Genomic DNA, 19,923 nt, shown 5'->3' on the forward strand with positions numbered 1-19,923 from the left:
CCTCCTCGCAACTTCGGGTCGGGCTTTACGTTCCCGCTTTTATTTATTAAGTCTCGTTTTTCAAACGAAGCTCAATAAATAAAGAGCTCCACTTCAATCCCTCACGCAAAAAAATCGATTTCAGTTTTAAAATCTTTTATAAAACAACATTTTAGAAGATCTCGTTAATAAAAATAACAATCGATTATATTTTCTTAAATGTCTTCTATAGTTTAAAAAAAGAAATTAATTTCTTCAAAATTAAAATACCGCATCGCAAAACCTAAAAACTAAAAAAGCAATTTATATCCCACCATAAAGAGCATAATTGCGATCGCGTTTCTCAAAAACAAATCTGGAACTTTTCCGCTAAGCATACTTCCAAAATAAATTCCAGGAAGAGAACCCAGTAATAATTGTCCCAACAAGCCTAAATCTAAATTTCCCATAGATGCGTGCCCTAAACCAGCAACAAGTGTCAACGGAACAGCGTGAGCAATTTCAGTTCCCACTAGTCGTGGAGTTGCCAGAAGAGGATATAGGAAAAACAAAGTGACAGTTCCTAAAGCTCCGGCTCCAATTGATGTTAGTGTAACTGTTGCGCCAAGTAATATTCCAATTGCGACTGTCAGTAAATTGCGCGTTTTACTTTCGCTATGAAATTTATTGCCAGCGTGTTTTTGAGACAGAATCATCAATTTCTTTTTAAATAAAACCGCTATTGATGTAAGGATAAGTGCCCAACCTAATCCGTATTTTATTATGTCGTTCAATGCGGTTACATCGGTTTTTATACTGTGTAAAATCCACAATGTTAGTAAAGCCGCTGGAACACTTCCTAGCGATAGCCAACCCGTAATAGACCAGTTGATGTTTTGTTTTTTATGATGGACATAGATACCGCCCATTTTAGTAAAAGCTGCATACAATAAATCAGTGCCGACTGCGGTTGTAGGTGGGATTCCAAACCATAATAAGATAGGAGTCATCAAAGAGCCACCGCCTACACCTGTCATGCCTACAATGAAACCCACAAGTAATCCTGCAATTACTAACCCGAATTGGAAATCCATAAAATTTTTTTTCGACAAAAATAATAATATTTTATAATCATCCTATCGGGAAAGTAGACTAATTAATATATTTTAGTTAGAATTATGTGAAATGTAAACTAGCAAACTATTTTTTGAGAATATATTAAAATAATTGTGACAGTTTAAGAATTCCATAAAAATAATACTTAATCTCTTCAAAGCCTTTGCTATCAAGCGCTAAGAAGCGAACTAAAATTGAATAAAATATTTTTTTTTATTTTGTTTTCTAAAATTATGTATTACATTTGCAATTCAATCTACTATTCCGATAGGGTAATAGATTTAAAATAACATACAATAATGAGTATAATACTAGCGCAACAATTAAGTGAAAAAACGAAAAACTTCTCAATAGACGAGACGTTACGTTTTCTAGCTGCTGAATTTCAAAACGAAATAGTTTTTTCAACTTCTTTTGGGCAAGAAGATCAAGTAATTACTGCGCTAATTGCTACCGATGATTTGCCAATCACCATTTTTACTTTGGATACAGGCCGATTGTTTCAGGAAACTTATGATGTATTTCATAAAACATTGAAAAAGTATAAAAAAGAGATTAAAGTTTACTTTCCTGAGTCTGTCGCTGTAGAAGAATTACTGAATAAAAAAGGTCCGAACAGTTTTTATGAAAGTATTGAAAATAGAAAAGAATGCTGTTTTATTCGAAAAGTAGCACCGCTAACCAAAGCATTAAGTGGAAATAAAATTTGGATTACAGGCTTGAGAGCAGAGCAATCAGAAAATAGAAATGATTTGGATTTTTTTGAATATGATGCGCATTTCAAGATCATCAAATTCAATCCGTTATTGAAATGGACGTTAGAAGAAGTTCAACACTATATTGATCATCATAATGTGCCACAAAATGTTTTACACAAACAAGGATTTATAAGCATTGGTTGCGCTCCTTGTACAAGAGCGATTGCTGCAGGAGAAGATATTCGAGCAGGAAGATGGTGGTGGGAATCCAGCCATAAAGAATGTGGTTTGCATGAGGCGAAGAAAGAGTAAAGAACAAAGAGAGTATAAAATATGATAATAGTGAGAGATTTTAGATGAGGCTACACAAACCTCGAACTTTTAACCTTAAACTTTTAAACAAAGAAAAATGAGTACGACATTAAAAACAAATGCTTTAGAAAGCGAGGCGATATATATTTTTAGAGAAGTTATTTCTCAGTTTGACAAACCGGTTTTGCTTTTTTCAGGTGGAAAGGATTCAATTACTTTAGTGCGATTAGCTCAAAAAGCATTTTTTCCAGCTAAAATTCCTTTTCCATTGTTACATGTAGATACTGGTCATAATTTCCCTGAAACTATCGAGTTTAGAGACCGATTGGTTAAAGAATTAGGTTTAGAACTTATCGTTAGAAACGTTCAAGATGCTATCGACGAAGGTAAAGTAGTTGAGGAATCAGGAAAATATTCGAGTAGAAATAGTTTGCAAACTACTACACTTCTTGATGCAATCGAAGAATTTAAATTTGATGCTTGCATTGGTGGTGCTCGTCGCGATGAAGAAAAAGCGAGAGCTAAAGAACGCATTTTTTCTGTTCGTGATGATTTTGGTCAATGGGATGAAAAAAATCAACGTCCTGAATTATTTGATTTGCTAAATGGCAAAATTGAAAATGGTCAAAATGTTCGAGTTTTCCCAATTTCAAACTGGACAGAGCTGGATGTTTGGAGTTATATCGAACAAGAACAAATTGAAATTCCATCTATTTATTTTTCACATAAACGCAAAGTCTTTATGCGAGATGGCTTGATTTGGTCTCATTCTCCTTTTGTATATCAAGAGGAAGATGAAGAAATCGAAGAAAGAATTGTTCGTTTCAGGACTGTGGGAGATATGAGTTGCACTGCTGCAGTTGATTCTTACGCTGCAACAATTACTGAGGTTGTCGGCGAAATTAGGACATCTACCATTTCTGAAAGAGGTGCTAGAATTGATGACAAACGTTCAGAAGCCGCAATGGAGAAAAGAAAACAACAAGGATACTTTTAGGAAATCATTTTAAATTATAAATTATGAATGTTTGAATTATTTCTGATGCATTTAAAATTCAACATTTAAAATAAAGTTTAGAATTCAATATTTAAAATAAAACAAAAACTGATGGAAGTTTTAAAAATAGCAACAGCAGGAAGTGTAGATGATGGAAAAAGCACTTTAATTGGGAGATTATTGTATGATACGCAATCATTAACGTCGGATAAATTAGAAGCAATCGAAAAAAGTAGCAAGCAAAAAGGATATGATTATCTTGATTTTTCATTAGCAACTGACGGATTAGTTGCCGAGAGAGAACAAGGAATTACAATAGATGTAGCGCATATTTATTTTTCGACAGCCAAGAAAAGTTACATCATTGCTGATACGCCAGGCCACGTAGAATATACAAGAAACATGGTGACAGGAGCTTCGACTTCGCAAGTTTCAATTATTTTGATAGATGCTAGAAAAGGAGTTATTGAGCAAACCTACCGTCACTTTTTTATCAATAATTTATTGAGAGTAAAAGATGTGATTGTTGCCGTTAATAAAATGGATTTAGTTGACTATTCTGAAGAAGTGTACAATAAAATCAAAGAAGATTTTCAAGCGTTAAATGAAAAAAGCTCCTACAAAGAACAAAATGTAAGTTACATTCCATTAAGTGCTTTAACAGGAGATAATGTGGTAGAAACATTAGGAAAAATGCCTTGGTACACTGGACAAACTATTCTGCAACATTTGGAAGGATTAGAGTCAAAAGATATCTATGATAATGGAAAAGCACGTTTTCCTGTACAAACGGTAATCCGTCCTAAGACAGAAGAATACCACGATTTTAGAGGGTATGCTGGTAAATTATACGGTAACAATATCAAAGTTGGAGATGCTGTGACTGTTCTTCCTTCTTTAACCAAATCTAAAGTAAGAAACATTCACTTTTTCGATAAACAATTTAGTGAAGCAAGCGTTGGTTCCTCCATTACTCTTGAATTAGAAAATGATATTAATGTCACTAGAGGAGACATGATTGTAAAATCAGATGAACTTCCTAGAATAGAAAAAGACATCACTACAACCGTTTGCTGGATGGACAGCAAAAAATTATTTGCAGGAGCTAAATATTATATTCAGCATAACACAAATAGAGTTTTAGCTAAAATTGATAGTGTTAAAAACGTTATCGCAACTGATTATTCAGGTGCTATTCCAGCTACTCAATTATCCATTAATGAAATTGGAGAAGTCACAATTAAATTAAGTAAAGCTCTTTATTTTGATTCTCACAACGATAATAAATCAAATGGCGCTTTTATTTTAATTGATGCCTCCACAAACACTACAGCTGGAGTTGGTTTTATAAAGTAGATCCTCCTAACCCGCCTCGGAATAAACAACCATTTAAGACAACCACTTTCCATAACGGCTCCCCCTACTTCGTAGGGGGTCGGGGGAAGGAAAAATAATACTAGGAAATGCAAAGTTTTAGAACAGAATTAGAAAATCCAATCGTCGAAAAAGAAATAATTGATTTAGAAAAAAAGATTCATGCTTTTCGTGGCGGAACAATTGATGGAGAACGTTTTCGCAGTCTTCGTTTAGCACGAGGGATTTATGGTCAACGCCAAGAAGGAGTTCAAATGATACGCATTAAATTACCTTTTGGAAAAGTAACTAGCGAGCAATTAGTGCGTATTACAAAAGTTTCTGATGAATATTCAACAGGCCGTTTGCATATTACCACACGTCAAGATATACAGATTCACTATGTCAGTCTAGACAGAACACCTGAACTTTGGGCAAATTTAGCTAAAGATGATATCACATTGCGTGAAGCTTGTGGAAATACGGTTCGCAATATTACAGCGAGCGAATTAGCAGGCGTAGATGTTAACGAACCTTTTGATGTCTCGCCATATGCTCATGGAATGTTTCAATATCTATTGCGAAATCCTATTTGCCAAGAAATGGGACGTAAATTCAAAATTTCATTTTCTTCGTCTGATGAAGATACTGCTCTAAGTTATTTACATGATTTAGGATTTATTCCAAAAATTGTTAATGGAAAAAGAGGATTCAAAGTGATGCTTGGCGGTGGATTAGGTTCTCAACCTATTCACGCAGAACTTTTAAGCGAATTTATTCCTGCAAACGAAATTGTTCCAACGGCTGAAGGTATCATTCGCGTTTTTGATAGACATGGGGAACGCAATAAAAGAATGAAAGCACGTATGAAGTTTTTAATTAAAGACATTGGAAAAGAAGCTTTTCTAGAATTGGTTGAAAAAGAGAAAAAAGCAATCGCTTTTGAAACATATGAAATTGACATCACAGGATTTGACGAAGTCATTCCAGAAACTTTATTGCAAGTGCCCAAAGTTATCATTGCGGATACTTCCGCTTATGAAAAGTGGAAAAAATCAAATGTTATCCCGCAAAAACAAAAAGGATATGTAGCCATTGGAATCAAAGTACTTTTAGGTGATTTTTATACTGATAAAGCGAGGGTTTTAGCAGACTTAATAAAAAATTATGCGGCTAATGAATTACGTTTTTCATTGCGTCAAAATATTGTGATTCGAAATGTGAAAGAAGAAAATCTTCCTTTTTTTTATCAAGAATTGGCTAAATTAGATATGGTCGCTCCAGGATACAATTCAACTGCAGATATTACCGCTTGTCCTGGAACTGATACCTGTAACCTCGGAATTGCTAGTAGTACCGGAATTGCAGAAGAACTTGAGAAAGTTATTGAAGCCGAATATCCTCACTATAAAAACAATAGCGAAATTGAAATAAAAATTAGCGGTTGTATGAATGCTTGCGGACAACACAATATGTCAGCAATTGGTTTTCAAGGAATGTCAATAAATGCTGGGAAATTAGTAGCTCCTGCTTTGCAAGTTCTTTTGGGTGGCGCAAACCTAGGAAACGGGAAAGGTCGTTTTGCTGATAAAGTAATCAAAATTCCCAGCCGACGAGGACCTGAAGCGTTGCGATATATTTTAAATGATTTCGATGCAAATGCAAACGGATCTTCATTTGTAAATTATTATGAAGAAAAAGGTGAGAAGTATTTCTACGAAATTTTAAAACCTTTAGCTACTATAACCAACCTCACAGAAGCTGATTTTGTTGATTGGGGAAATGCTGATAATTACGTGAAGGCTGTTGGAGTTGGTGAATGTGCTGGCGTCGTGATTGATTTAGTAGCGACTTTATTATTAGAAGCTAAAGATAAATTAACGTTTGCGAGAGAAGCTTTCGAAGAGAAAAAATGGTCAGACGCTATTTATCATGCGTATTCTGGTTTTGTAAATGGTGCTAAAGCATTGCTACTTTCTGAAAACCAAAAAACGAATCATCAGGCAGGAATAATAGAATTATTTGATACCGTTTTTGTAGAAACGAATAAAATTCCCTTTCAAACTTCATTCAAAGATTTAGTTTTCCAAATCAATAAGAATGAACCTTGTGAGGCTTTCGCCAAAAAATACATACAACAAGCAATCACGTTTTTTGATACAATAGAAGAGTTCAGAGCTAAAGAATTAATATATGAAAAATAGAATCAAACCTCAAGTAACTCTAGTTGGTGCGGGTCCAGGAGATCCAGATTTACTAACAATAAAAGGAGCAAAAGCTTTGGCAGAAGCCGATGTCGTTTTGTACGATGCGCTATCAAATGATGAACTATTATCTTTTGCACCTAAAAACGCATTAAAAATATTTGTTGGAAAAAGAAAGGGTTGCCATGCATACACGCAAGAGGAAATTAACCAATTAATTGTAGACAATGCACTTACTTATGGCCATGTGGTTCGTTTGAAAGGTGGAGATCCATTTATTTTTGGAAGAGGAAGTGAGGAAATAGAATTCGTAGAAAGTTTCGGAATTCCCACATTTGTAATTCCTGGAATTTCATCCTCGATTGCGGTTCCTGCAACGCAAGGAATTTCGTTGACAAAAAGAGGAGTTTCAGAGAGCTTTTGGGTAATTACAGGAACAACTTCAACAAGAAAATTGTCTAATGATGTTGCTTTAGCGGCTCAATCAACAGCAACAGTAGTAATATTAATGGGAATGAGTAAGTTAGATGAAATTGTTGCTTTATTCCAAAAAGAGTCTAAAGGAGAAGTGGCAGTTGCAATTATTCAAAACGGAACAACACCTCAAGAGAAATTAGGAGTTGGAACAATCGACAGCATTCAAAAAGTCGTTTCAGAGAACAAATTGAGTTCTCCAGCGATTATCGTAATTGGCGAAGTTGTCAGAGAAAGTAATAAGTTAAAAGGCTTCTACGAAGAATTTGTCTCTTCTAAAATACTATTGTAATGAAACAAGAAGAATCATTTTCTAAAATTCACGACTCGGCTCTCCTCTCCTTCGGAGAGGGGTTGGGGGAGAGGAATGAATTGTATCCCATTTTCTTAAAAGTGCATCAGCTAAATGTACTTATAGTTGGCGGCGGAAATGTAGGATTAGAAAAATTATCTTTTTTATTAAAATCTAGTCCGAAAGCTATTGTTGAAGTCGTAGCTCCGCGATTTTTACCAGAACTAGTCGATTTAGTACATCAACATGATTCGGTAAAACTGACAATGAAAAAATTCAAGAAAAGAATGCTCAAAAAAAGGCATTTGGTTATTGCTTGCACGGATGATTTAGAAGTAAATAAAAAGATCTACGACTTATCAAGAGAAAGATACTTGCTTTGCAATATCGCTGATACGCCTCAGTTGTGTGATTATTATCTGGGCGGAATTGTCACTAAAGGCAACGTAAAAATTGCTATATCAACTAATGGTAAATCTCCGACAACAGCTAAAAGGCTGCGACAATTTTTTGAAGAAGTAATCCCAGATGATATTAATAAAATGGTAGAAAACTTAAATGAATATCGGAAAACTTTGAAAGGAAACTTTGAAGAAAAAGTCGAAAAAATGAATAAGATTACTGAAACGTTAAAAAATATATAAAAAGTTCCTGTAGATTTAAAGGAATGATAAAAATCATAAAAAGGAGAAGCAAATATTCGTTTCTTTGTAAACTCAAAAAATGACTATAAATAGTAATGTAATGATTAAAACTGATATTCTTATAATAGGAGCTGGTCCAACAGGTTTATTTGCTGTTTTTGAAGCCGGTTTGTTAAAGTTAAAATGCCACATACTAGATGCGTTGCCACAAGCAGGAGGGCAACTTTCAGAATTATACCCTAAAAAACCAATATACGATATTCCAGGATTTCCAGAAGTTTTAGCTGGGGATTTAGTTGATAACTTAATGGAACAAATTAAGCAGTTTGAACCTGGATTTACGTTAGGAGAACGAGCAGAAACAATAGAAAAGCAAGATGATGGAACTTTTATAGTTACATCTAATAAAGGAACACAATTTCACGCTCCAGTAATTGCGATTGCAGGTGGTTTAGGAAGTTTTGAACCAAGAAAACCACTTATTGATGGAATTAATTTCTATGAAGATAAAGGAATTAAATATTTTATAAAAGATCCAGAGGAATTTAGAGATAAGAAAGTTGTTATCGCTGGAGGTGGAGATTCTGCTTTAGATTGGAGTATTTTCCTGTCTAATATTGCTTCAGAAGTAACATTAGTTCATCGAAGAAACGAATTCAGAGGTGCTCTAGATTCTGTTGAAAAAGTACAAGAATTAAAAGATGCTGGAAAAATAAGACTAATTACGCCGGCAGAGGTTATCGGTATAAATGGAGCTGAACATATCGAATCGGTTGTTTTAGATGAAAACGGAGCACAAAGAACAATTGCTACAGATTTCTTTATTCCACTTTTTGGTCTTACACCTAAATTAGGTCCTATTGGAGATTGGGGATTAGAAATTGAAAAGAATGCAATCAAAGTAAATAATGCTTTAGATTATCAAACTAATATTCCGGGTATTTTTGCAATAGGTGACGTAAATATCTATCCAGGAAAATTAAAATTAATACTTTGTGGCTTCCACGAAGCAACTTTAATGTGTCAAGCTGCATACCAGATCATAAATCCAGGTAAGAAATATGTTCTAAAATACACTACGGTTGCTGGAGTAGACGGCTTTGATGGAACTCGTAAAGAAGCTCCAAAAGCAGTGGTTAAAGCAATAGTTTAACAATTTCCCATAAAATAGTTAAAAAATATAGCGTTATTACTTGCAAGTAGTAGCGCTATGTCTTTACTTTGCATTGTTCATATATTTATTGACAGTTATCACGAAAGGCGGAGGGAAAGACCCAATGAAACCTTAGCAACCCTTTATCTTTTAAAGAAGGTGCTACATTCTACTTTATGCTGAATTTATTTCAGTAATTAAGATAGATAACACACGAATACTCACAGCAGTATTTCTCAAAATTTTTCTTGATAACATATCGATATTTAGCCCACTGAATTAATTTCAGTTTTAGGAGCGAATTATTATGCTTTTTTGCTAATAATTTTCCCGCTGTTCACTGTATCTTTTTCTCCTGAAATAAATTCAGCATAAAAAGGATGCCGTTTCCATCGGGGCTAAGCAGTTTATATATTGAATTTTTGTTAGTATTAATAAAATGTACAGATCTCTATAACAAAGAGGTTTTTAAGAAATAAACGATTATGTCAGATATTCAAAAGGCCATAAAAGAGAGAATTCTTATTCTTGATGGCGCAATGGGAACTATGTTACAACGCTACAATTTCTCCGAAGAAGATTTTCGTGGAGAGCGTTTTAAAGATTTCCCACATTCACTTAAAGGAAATAATGATTTACTATCACTGACCCAACCCAAAGCGATAAAAGAAGTTCACGCTAAATATTTTGATGCAGGAGCAGACATCATAGAAACGAACACTTTTTCGAGTACCACTATTGGAATGGCTGATTATCATCTCCAAGATTTCGTGTACGAAATGAATTTTCAATCTGCAAAAATTGCTCGCGAAGTTGCTGATGACTTTACCGCTAGAAATCCAGAGAAACCTCGTTTTGTAGCAGGTTCAGTAGGACCAACAAATAGAACGGCAAGTATGTCGCCAGATGTGAATGATCCAGGATATAGAGCAGTAACTTTTGATGATTTGCGCAAAGCTTACAAGCAGCAAGTAGAAGCCTTGATGGATGGTGGCTGCGATATATTACTTGTAGAAACTATTTTCGACACCTTGAATGCTAAAGCAGCGCTTTTTGCTATTGAAGAAGTCAAAGACGAACGCAATATTGAAATCCCAATCATGGTTTCAGGAACAATTACCGATGCATCAGGAAGAACACTTTCAGGACAAACCGTTGAAGCATTTTTAGTTTCAGTTTCACACATTCCCTTATTAAGTGTAGGTTTCAATTGTGCGCTTGGAGCCGACTTATTAAAACCATACTTGCAAACATTATCTCATAACACATCATTTAATGTTTCGGCGCATCCTAATGCAGGATTGCCAAATGCTTTTGGAGAATACGATGAAACACCAGAAGAAATGCAAGCCCAAATCAAAACGTATTTAGACGATAATTTAGTAAATATAATAGGTGGTTGTTGTGGAACAACTCCACAACACATCAAGTTGATTGCAGATATTGCTAAGGATTATAAACCAAGAGTTTCGACGGCTGTGATGTAAAATGTTGATATAACCTTTGTCAAAGTTTTAAACTTTGACAAAGGTTATGAGTTGTTGATCGTTTACAAGATCTAATAGCTTGCCCGTGCGATGAAAAGGTAATTAAATAAGGGTTGGAGTTATATGAAAGAGGATAATAGGATGAAATTTAAAAATTTGACAATAGTGATGGTTATTGTTTGCATTTTGTCGATGATCATATTATTGTATACAAATTATAAGCACAATCAATTCGACAGCCGTAAAAAAACCTTTGAAGGTGAGGCAATTGCTTTGACAATGAAGTTTAAGAAGTCTGGTAAAATGAGGTATTTAGTATATTGTTTTTATGTTGATGGTAAAATTTTATCTAAGAGAAAAGTAATAGGAGGTGATGAGATTTTAAATAAGTTTTATAAAGTAAAATATCATTTAAATAACCCTAGAGCAAATTACATCATTTTGGATAAAGAATTGAAACCGGATTCGCTTACTCTCGTTAAGGCTGGTTTTTCTAAAATCAAATATTATACTTATGATAGTGGTGTTACAAATAAATATTTAGAAAGATCTAAATGGAAATGATAAGGCTAGCGCGAGCGTCATGCTCGTGCCCACAAGGAGAATAAACGTTCTTCAAGAAATAAAAGCAACAAGTAAGTCATTCCGAGGAACGACGGAACCGCATCACGAGAGTAACCAGAATGATTTCTTTGCTTCGTTCCTCGCAATGACAGAGTACAAAACTGCGTGAGGGATAGTAGCGGCATCCTTTTGTGAAGCGATAGCGAAACAAAAGATATAGCGGATAGCCCATTCGCCGCGGCGAACACGCCCAAAATAATAAGATAAAAGATTAAATCTATTTCATTTTAAAAATGTGATAAGATTAAAAATAAATAAAATGGCAGAAAAAGTAACAAGAAAAAACCTTGTATTAGCAGGATTAGAGCCTTTGATTATAACACCAGAGAGTTTGTTTATCAACGTTGGGGAACGAACAAACGTTACAGGTTCTAGAAAATTCCTTCGGTTAATCAAGGAAGAAAAATACGAAGAAGCACTTAGTATTGCAAAAGAGCAAGTAGAAGGTGGCGCCCAAATTATCGATATTAATATGGATGAAGGGATGCTTGATGGGGTTTATGCAATGACAAAATTCCTGAATTTAATTGCTGCTGAACCTGATATTTCCCGTGTACCCATCATGATTGATAGCTCGAAATGGGAAATCATTGAAGCAGGTTTAAAAGTAGTTCAGGGAAAAAGTGTAGTGAATTCTATTTCTTTGAAAGAGGGTGAAGAAGCTTTTATTCATCATGCTAAATTAATTAAGCGTTATGGAGCTGCAGTAATTGTAATGGCTTTTGATGAGGTTGGACAGGCTGATAATTACGAGCGAAGAGTCGAAATTTGTCAGCGTTCTTATGATATTTTAGTGGATAAGGTTGGTTTTCCAGCACAAGACATAATCTTTGATTTAAATATATTTCCAGTTGCAACAGGAATGGACGAGCATCGCCTTAATGCTTTAGATTTCTTTAGAGGAACAAAATGGGTTCGTGAAAACTTACCTCATGCGCATATTAGTGGTGGAGTAAGCAACGTGTCCTTTTCTTTTAGAGGGAACGATACGGTTCGTGAAGCCATGCATTCTGTGTTTTTGTATCATGCCATTCAAAATGGAATGACAATGGGAATTGTAAATCCTGAAATGCTTTCGATTTACGACGAAATCCCAAAGGATTTATTAGAGCATGTTGAAGATGTTATTTTAAATAGAAGAGATGATGCGACAGAACGCTTATTGGATTTTGCAGAAAATGTAAAAGGCGATGTAAAAGGAAATGAGAAAGCAATTCAAGAATGGCGTTCAGGAACCGTTCAAGAAAGAATTACACATTCACTTGTAAAAGGAGTTGACCAGTTTATTGAAGAAGATGTCGAGGAAGCGCGACTATCAGCTAAAAAACCAATTGAAGTTATCGAAATAAACTTGATGACAGGAATGAATGTCGTGGGTGATTTATTTGGATCTGGAAAAATGTTTTTGCCGCAGGTGGTAAAATCGGCTCGTGTAATGAAAAAAGCAGTTGCTTATTTATTGCCGTTTATTGAAGCCTCAAAACAAGCGGGCGATAAGCAAGGAAATGGAAAGATCTTAATGGCAACTGTAAAAGGGGACGTTCATGATATTGGTAAAAATATCGTTTCGGTGGTTTTGGCGTGTAATAATTATGAGATCGTAGATTTGGGTGTGATGGTTGCTCCAGATAAGATCATAGCTGCGGCGATAGAACATAATGTTGATATTATTGGTCTTAGTGGATTAATTACTCCGTCGCTTGACGAAATGGTTTATCTAGCTAAAGAATTAGATAAGCGTGATTTCAAAATCCCAATCATGATTGGTGGAGCGACTACTTCGAGAGCGCATACTGCCGTTAAAATTGCACCCCAATACAGACAAACAGTAATTCACGTTAATGATGCTTCAAGAGCTGTTACGGTCGCGGGAAGCCTGCTTAATAATGATCGAAAAATATATATGGCATCGATTCGTGAAGAATATGACGCTTTTAGAGAGACATTTTTAAATAGATCTCGAGATAAAAATTATTTAACTATTGAACAAGCTCGAAAGAATAAATTGCAGTTGGATTGGGAGAACTATACTCCTAAGAAACCGAATTTTATTGGCGTAAAAGCAATCGAAGTTGATATAGATGTTTTAGTTCCATATATCGACTGGACGCCATTTTTTAGAACTTGGGAATTGCACGGAAAATATCCAGCTATTCTTACTGATGAGGTAGTTGGTGAGCAAGCAACTGCTGTTTTTGCTGATGCTCAGGAAATGTTAGCAATTATTTTGAAAGAGAAAAAGCTTGACGCCAAAGGAATATACGGTATTTTTCCAGCGAACCAAGTCAACGATGATGATATCGAGCTGAGCGACGAAAATGGAAAAGTATTAGATAAATTTTTGACATTACGTCAGCAATCACAAAAAACTAAAGGTGCTCCAAATATTGCTTTATCTGATTTTATTGCACCAAAAGACAGTGGTAAAACGGATTACATGGGTGCGTTTTGTGTGGCTACTGGTTTTGGTGTTGATGAATGGGCTGAAGAATTTGTAAAAGATTTAGATGATTATAATGCGATAATGGTCAAAGCATTAGCGGATCGTTTAGCGGAAGCTTTCGCAGAATACCTTCACGAAAAAGTACGTAAGGAAATTTGGGGTTACTCAGCTGATGAAGCTTTAAGTACCGAAGATATGATTGCAGAAACGTATAAAGGAATTCGTCCAGCACCAGGTTATCCAGCTTGTCCAGACCATTTAGAAAAGCCAACAATTTTTAAACTACTTAATGTAGAAAAAGAAATAGGAGTTGTTTTAACTGAAAGTATGGCGATGTGGCCTGCTTCTGCTGTTTCAGGATATTATTTTGCCAACCCAGAAAGTAAATATTTCGGACTTGGTAAGATAAAAGATGATCAAGTTATTGATTATGCTAAGCGAAGAAGTATTCCAACAGAAGAAGCAATGAAATGGTTAAACCCAAATATAGCAGATTAAAATCCCCTCCCAGCCTCCCCGAAGGGGAGGAGCAGGAGTTTAAAAGATTGTTCAATTAAAATTACCCGAGATCTCCCCTCCTTCGGAGGGATCGGGGGAGGATTATGAAAGTAACACAACATATAGAGGAATCCAAAGGAGAAACATTATTCTCATTTGAAATCATTCCGCCTCAAAAAGGCAAAAGTATTCAAGAATTATACGACAATATTGATCCATTGATGGAATTCAAGCCACCATTCATTGATGTTACTACTTCGAGAGAAGAGTATATTTATGTAGATAAAGGCAATGGTTTATTAGCTAAAAGATTAACGAGAATGCGTCCAGGGACGCTTGGTATTTGTGCTTCTATAAAACATAAATATGATGTAGACACTGTCCCTCATGTTCTTTGTGGTGGTTTTACTAAAGAGGAAACGGAGTATCTTTTAGTAGATTGTCACTATTTAGGAATTAATAATGTTATGGCTTTACGCGGTGATGCAATGAAGGATGAGCAATCGTTTGTAGCAAAAGCTGGAGGGAACAATTATGCAGTTGATCTGGTAAATCAAATTTATCACTTGAATCAAGGGAAGTACTTACATGACGTAATGCATGTGGACAACAAAGCTGATTTTTGTATAGGTGTTGCAGGTTATCCTGAAAAACATCTAGAATCACCTTCACTACTTTCCGATTTAAAACGTCTTAAAGAAAAAGTTGACGCAGGAGCAGATTATGTGGTTACACAGATGTTTTTTGATAATGCTAAATATTTTCAATTTGTTGACAAAGCAAGAGAAATGGGAATAACTGTTCCTATAATTCCCGGTATTAAACCGCTTGCAGTTCAAAGACATTTACAGGTTTTACCACAAATTTTTCGCATCGATTTGCCTGAAGACTTAATCAGAGCAGTGGACGATTGCAAAGATAACGCAGCCATTAGAGAAGTAGGAATTGAATGGGCAATCCAGCAATCATTAGAGCTTAAAGCTGCCGGTGTTCCGGTTTTACATTATTACTCAATGGGAAAATCAGAGAATATTAGACAAATAGCAAGTCAGGTTTTTTAAGAATAATAAAAAGTCAGGCTTTATTTTTTAGAAAGATATTCTCTTTACTCTTTGATTTTTAGTTGATTGTGATTTGTTTTAAGTAAAACAAGTGCGTAAATTATTTCTACTAAATTTTGAAAAAAATAGTGTGTAAGAATAAGTAGATTTAATTCAATTACATTTATCAAATAAAAACGATAGAGAAAACAAAATATGAATCTAAAATACGCTTTTGCTTTTATTGCTTTTCTTTTTCTGACTGCTTGCAGCAAGAATGAAAATGACCTAGTTGTTGTAAAAGATCAAAAGATTCAGGCAGGAGTGGCAATTACTTTTGATGATAACTACGTCGATGAATGGTATGATGCAGCTCAAGTTTTAGAGAAATACAATTGGAAGGCAACATTTTTCGTTTCACAATTTAATACTCTTTCTTCAAAAGAATTAAATAAATTAAAGATCTTAAAAGATAGAGGTAATGAGATAGGCGGCCATGGATGGATTCATTTAAAAGCTTCACCTTTCGAAAAGAATAATGGCAAAGCTAATTATCTCGAAACGGAGATTTTTCCAATGATAAATTCTATGAATCAAAAATCATTTGAGATTCACTCTTTCGCCTATCCCTACGGATCAAGAGATTCGTTGACAGATACTATTTTACTCAATGAATTTAATATTATTAGAGGAACGACTTATGGTAATGAACCGCCACATTTACAGAGATGCTATTTTGACAATCAGAGTAGGGTATTATTTGGTTTAGGAATCGATAATAATTATGCACAATACAGCATTCCTTATTTTCTATCATTACTAGAATATGCAAAAGCTAATAATAAAGTCGTCGTATTTTATGCTCATAAACCGGTTTTGAAATCAAAATCAAAATCAAAATACGAAACAGAATACAAAACATTAATCGCGATTTGTAAATATATTCAAGATAATGACATGAAATTTTACACTGTCTCAGACCTGTATTTGAAAGAAAGAAATAAAAAATGATTTGGTTATGGTATTCGAGAATAAAAATGTAATTTCATTTTTGTTAAAAAAAGGTAATATTGATGAAAGAAATTCTGCATAAAGTTATAAACTTCATAAACCTTCATACAGGAGAAGAAGATCGGCTTAAAGTTTTAGAAAATGTAAAAGCTAATATTTCTTTTAGAGGTTCAAATTTTTGGATTTTAGCTTGTGCAATTGTTGTCGCATCCGTTGGATTAAATGTGAATTCCACTGCTGTTGTAATTGGAGCAATGCTTATTTCTCCTTTAATGGGTCCTATTGTTGGAGCCGGTTTTGGTTTAGGAATTTATGATTTTAATCTACTAAAAAAAGCATTAAAAAATCTTCTGATTGCAACAATCGTAGGATTAGTAGTCTCCACATTTTATTTTTACTTGAGTCCATTTAAGGAAACGCAATCCGAATTGTTATCCAGAACTTCTCCCAATATTTATGATATTTTTATAGCCTTTTTTGGTGGTTTAGTTGGTGTAATCGCCATTACTAGAGTAGAGAAAGGAAATCCAATTCCTGGAGTAGCGATTGCAACTGCATTAATGCCTCCTTTATGTACCGCTGGATATGGATTAGCGATTGGAAATTATAGTTATTTCTTTGGAGCGATTTATTTGTACGTTATCAACTGTGTTTTTATTTGTATTGCTACTTTTCTAATTGTAAAATATCTTAAATATCCATCAGCAAAGCAAATTGACGAGAGTAAAGAAAAAAAGGTTAAATATGCAATGACATCGTTGATATTAGTAATGATTATTCCTAGCGTGTACTTTGCTTACATATTAATTCAAGAAAAGAAATACAATCAAAAAATAGAACTTTTTATAAGTGATGAATTTACAGCAAAAGGTTATACGATTCTTTATAAAAAAATAAAAACTAACGTCAGTCCTAAAAATATAGAATTAGTGTTTTTAGCTAAAAAGACTAGTGACGATGAATTGAAGGTCCTAAATAAAAGACTAAAAACTTATGGTGTTGAGAATACTGAACTTAAAATTCGACAAGACACCACCGACATCAAAAAGTATATTTCGAATCAAATAAATTTTGAAAAAGCGACTATAAATAAAAAAGATTTAACCATTTTAGAATTAGAAAAACAGATAAAGAGAAACAATTATAATAACGCTGTGATTTTAGCCGAAGCAAAAATAATTTTTCCCGAGATTGAAAACTTGGCAATTTCTAATCATATTTACGATGAAAACACAGAAAAGGCCCAAGTAATTCCGGTGCTCGTTTACAAAAGTAAAAGTGAATTAAATAGAGCTTCAAAAACGAAATTTGTTTTATGGCTTCAGCAAAGACTTTCAAAAGAGAAGGTTGAAGTTTACAGACAGATCTAAAAGTCTATTCTTTTGTAATTTCTCTAAAAACCGCTTCTAAATTTTTATTCTTTTGGTTCAACTGTAGTGTTTTTAAACCATTTTCATTCGCAAAGTCAAATACTGCAGGACGCATATCCTTATCAGCTAGGAACGTTAATTCCCAGATCATATCATGGGTGTTTTTGTAAGAAGTAAGATGCTCGATTTTTGCAATAGCTTGTTCTTCAATTTTATAATCAAATTCAACTTCGATAACTTGCTCCTTGTCTGCAGAAATTAATTTATCTAATTTTTTGTCTGCGACAATCTTGCCATTATTTATAATAATAACTCGGTCACAAATAGCCTCTACTTCCTGCATAATGTGAGTGGAAAGAAAAATTGTTTTATCCTTTCCAGCATTTTTGATCACATTTCGTATTTCAATTAATTGATTAGGATCTAAACCTGTAGTAGGTTCATCTAAAATTAACACTTCTGGATTATGCAATAAAGCGTTAGCTAAACCTACACGCTGACGATAACCTTTTGATAATTGTCCAATTTTCTTGTGACTTTCAGAAGATAGGCCAGTAAGTACAATAACTTCTTCAATACGTGATTTTGCAATTTTATATACATCCGCATTAAATGCTAAATATTCTCTGACGTATAAATCTAAATATAACGGATTGTGCTCTGGCAAATAACCAATAGACAGCTGAACAGCTTTTTGATTTAAATTTACATCATGTCCGTTTACGACGGCAGTTCCTTCATCTGCGTTGATATAAGTGGTTAATATTTTCATCAAAGTAGATTTCCCAGCACCGTTTGGACCTAAAAAACCAACAATCTCACCTTTTTCTACAGAAAAAGAAATGTTGTCTAATGCCTTTTGAGCACCGTAACTTTTTGAGATATTATTTACTTCTATCGACATGTCATATTATTTGTTGCAAAAGTAAACAGAAAAATTATGGATTTGTTGTTTCTTTGATTGCCAAATATGTATTTTTAAAAAATATTGTAAGAGAGCATTTTGAAATTCAATTGTAATTTTAAGAATTGAGCTTATGAATTGCATTGCTGACCTATATGAACTAATAAATAAAATGAGTCTAATTATGAAAAATAAGAGCATCCTGTTGTTTATGTTTCTTGGGTTTTTTGCCCAAGCGCAAGTAGTTATAGATAAAGAAGAAGTAATCCGAATCGAAACGGAACTTGCTTCAGATAAGATGGAAGGAAGAGCGACTTTTTCTCCTGGAATTGAATTAGCTTCTACTTTTATCGAAAGTGAGTTTAAAAAAATCAATCTTTCTTATTATGATGATTTAAAAAATTACCGTCAAGAATTTGATGTAAAAGGAAAACCAGCTAATAACGTTATCGCGGTTTTACCGGGGAAATCTCGTCCAAATGAGTACGTGATTTTTTCAGCGCATTATGACCATTTAGGAATGGATAAAGAAGGCGTTGATAAAATTTATAATGGTGCAAACGATGACGCTTCCGGAACAACAGCAGTAATTGCTTTAGCAAAATACTTTAAGGACTTAGATAAAAACGAACGCACAATTATTTTTGTAGCTTTTACTGGAGAAGAAATAGGCGGTTTTGGTTCTAAATTCTTTTCCGCAAAGATGGATCCAAATAAAGTTGTTGCTATGTTTAATCTCGAAATGATAGGCACAGAAAGCAAATGGGGGAAAAATTCAGCTTACATAACAGGCTTTGAGAAAACAGATTTTGGAACTATTTTACAGAAAAACTTAGTTGGCACAAATTTTAATTTCTATCAAGATCCTTATCCAGAACAACAATTGTTTTATCGTTCAGATAATGCTAGATTAGCAGCTCAAGGAGTTCCAGCACATACGATTTCAACTTCAAAAATGGATGTCGAAATGAATTATCATAAATTAAGCGATGAGGTTTCAACCTTAGACTTAGATAATATGACTGAAATTATAAAAGCGATCGCAATTAGTTCACAAAGTATTATTAATGGCTCTGATACTCCCACAAGAGTAAAAAAATAATGTATTTATTAAACTGATTATGACTTTTCTTTTTAATACAGCATTATTTAAATGTTATTTTAGAAGCCTTTTTTTAACTATAGCATAATTTTAAATGGATTTTATCGCCGATTCTTTTTTTGTTTCAAAATAAATAGATTTTTTTTTGGTGCAGTCGAAATTATTTATAAATTCGCAGAGAGTTTAATACAAAAAACCAAAATATAATGTTCAATAACCGATTTTATTTTAGCAATTCTTTTT

The 19,923-nt window shown here is 34.0% G+C and carries 17 protein-coding genes and 1 riboswitch; of the genes, 14 read left to right on the top strand and 3 right to left on the bottom strand.

Annotation, left to right across the window (positions count from 1 at the left end):
- Window positions 1–269: 269 nt before the first annotated feature.
- Entirely contained in the window at window positions 270–1,052 is a 783-nt protein-coding gene (locus BC961_RS06545) for a sulfite exporter TauE/SafE family protein (protein ID WP_121925042.1), read from the bottom strand.
- A gap of 321 nt (window positions 1,053–1,373) precedes the next feature.
- On the opposite strand from BC961_RS06545, the gene BC961_RS06550 reads away from it, so the two are divergent.
- From BC961_RS06550 to BC961_RS06590, 9 genes are all read left to right on the top strand, one after another.
- Complete coding sequence (locus tag BC961_RS06550) at window positions 1,374–2,084, top strand: phosphoadenylyl-sulfate reductase (RefSeq protein ID WP_121925043.1); 711 nt, start codon at window positions 1,374–1,376, stop codon at window positions 2,082–2,084.
- A 97-nt stretch (window positions 2,085–2,181) separates the two neighbouring features.
- A complete protein-coding gene (gene cysD, locus BC961_RS06555) occupies window positions 2,182–3,081 on the top strand; it encodes a sulfate adenylyltransferase subunit CysD (protein ID WP_121925044.1) in 900 nt (299 codons plus the stop codon).
- A gap of 111 nt (window positions 3,082–3,192) precedes the next feature.
- The gene (locus BC961_RS06560) at window positions 3,193–4,437 is read left to right on the top strand and encodes a sulfate adenylyltransferase subunit 1 (RefSeq protein ID WP_121925045.1); all 1,245 of its coding nucleotides are present in this window, start codon (window positions 3,193–3,195) and stop codon (window positions 4,435–4,437) included.
- 107 nt (window positions 4,438–4,544) lie between these two features.
- Window positions 4,545–6,638, top strand: coding sequence for a HEPN domain-containing protein (locus tag BC961_RS06565; protein ID WP_121925046.1), 2,094 nt, complete (start codon window positions 4,545–4,547; stop codon window positions 6,636–6,638).
- Window positions 6,628–7,404 carry a uroporphyrinogen-III C-methyltransferase gene (cobA, locus tag BC961_RS06570; RefSeq protein ID WP_121925047.1) on the top strand — a complete coding sequence of 259 codons (777 nt, stop codon included), beginning with the start codon at window positions 6,628–6,630 and terminating at the stop codon, window positions 7,402–7,404. The genes BC961_RS06565 and cobA overlap by 11 nt, the downstream gene beginning before the upstream one ends.
- Window positions 7,405–7,466: 62 nt before the next feature.
- Window positions 7,467–8,048: a precorrin-2 dehydrogenase/sirohydrochlorin ferrochelatase family protein gene (locus BC961_RS06575; RefSeq protein WP_245980842.1), complete on the top strand. Its 582-nt coding sequence runs from the start codon at window positions 7,467–7,469 to the stop codon at window positions 8,046–8,048.
- 100 nt (window positions 8,049–8,148) lie between these two features.
- Entirely contained in the window at window positions 8,149–9,201 is a 1,053-nt protein-coding gene (locus BC961_RS06580; protein ID WP_121925115.1) for an NAD(P)/FAD-dependent oxidoreductase, read from the top strand.
- Window positions 9,202–9,293: 92 nt separating this feature from the next.
- Window positions 9,294–9,414, top strand: a riboswitch (SAM riboswitch).
- 272 nt (window positions 9,415–9,686) lie between these two features.
- Window positions 9,687–10,688, top strand: a complete 1,002-nt coding sequence (locus tag BC961_RS06585; RefSeq protein ID WP_121925049.1) for a homocysteine S-methyltransferase family protein — start codon at window positions 9,687–9,689, stop codon at window positions 10,686–10,688.
- 141 nt (window positions 10,689–10,829) lie between these two features.
- Window positions 10,830–11,252, top strand: a complete 423-nt coding sequence (locus tag BC961_RS06590; RefSeq protein ID WP_147440533.1) for a hypothetical protein — start codon at window positions 10,830–10,832, stop codon at window positions 11,250–11,252.
- Window positions 11,253–11,269: 17 nt separating this feature from the next.
- Here the strand turns inward: BC961_RS06590 and BC961_RS14705 are convergent, their stop codons facing one another.
- Window positions 11,270–11,437, bottom strand: a complete 168-nt coding sequence (locus tag BC961_RS14705; protein ID WP_170151291.1) for a hypothetical protein — start codon at window positions 11,435–11,437, stop codon at window positions 11,270–11,272.
- Window positions 11,438–11,571: 134 nt separating this feature from the next.
- Here BC961_RS14705 and metH point away from each other — a divergent pair, with 134 nt between their 5' ends.
- From metH to BC961_RS06610, 4 genes are all read left to right on the top strand, one after another.
- The gene (metH, locus tag BC961_RS06595; protein WP_121925051.1) at window positions 11,572–14,253 is read left to right on the top strand and encodes a methionine synthase; all 2,682 of its coding nucleotides are present in this window, start codon (window positions 11,572–11,574) and stop codon (window positions 14,251–14,253) included.
- A gap of 104 nt (window positions 14,254–14,357) precedes the next feature.
- Window positions 14,358–15,314, top strand: a complete 957-nt coding sequence (gene metF, locus BC961_RS06600) for a methylenetetrahydrofolate reductase [NAD(P)H] (RefSeq protein WP_121925052.1) — start codon at window positions 14,358–14,360, stop codon at window positions 15,312–15,314.
- Window positions 15,315–15,509: 195 nt separating this feature from the next.
- Window positions 15,510–16,304 (top strand): polysaccharide deacetylase family protein, encoded by a 795-nt coding sequence (locus BC961_RS06605; RefSeq protein ID WP_121925053.1) that lies wholly within the window; start codon window positions 15,510–15,512, stop codon window positions 16,302–16,304.
- 62 nt (window positions 16,305–16,366) lie between these two features.
- Complete coding sequence (locus tag BC961_RS06610; protein ID WP_211331306.1) at window positions 16,367–17,674, top strand: TIGR00341 family protein; 1,308 nt, start codon at window positions 16,367–16,369, stop codon at window positions 17,672–17,674.
- Window positions 17,675–17,678: 4 nt separating this feature from the next.
- On the opposite strand, the gene gldA is transcribed toward BC961_RS06610, so the two are convergent.
- Window positions 17,679–18,578 carry a gliding motility-associated ABC transporter ATP-binding subunit GldA gene (gldA, locus tag BC961_RS06615; RefSeq protein WP_121925054.1) on the bottom strand — a complete coding sequence of 300 codons (900 nt, stop codon included), beginning with the start codon at window positions 18,576–18,578 and terminating at the stop codon, window positions 17,679–17,681.
- A 184-nt stretch (window positions 18,579–18,762) separates the two neighbouring features.
- Here gldA and BC961_RS06620 point away from each other — a divergent pair, with 184 nt between their 5' ends.
- Window positions 18,763–19,680 carry a M20/M25/M40 family metallo-hydrolase gene (locus BC961_RS06620; protein WP_121925117.1) on the top strand — a complete coding sequence of 306 codons (918 nt, stop codon included), beginning with the start codon at window positions 18,763–18,765 and terminating at the stop codon, window positions 19,678–19,680.
- The last annotated feature ends 243 nt before the right edge of the window (window positions 19,681–19,923 follow it).

The organism is Flavobacterium weaverense (genome assembly GCF_003688495.1).
Taxonomy (GTDB): domain Bacteria; phylum Bacteroidota; class Bacteroidia; order Flavobacteriales; family Flavobacteriaceae; genus Flavobacterium; species Flavobacterium weaverense.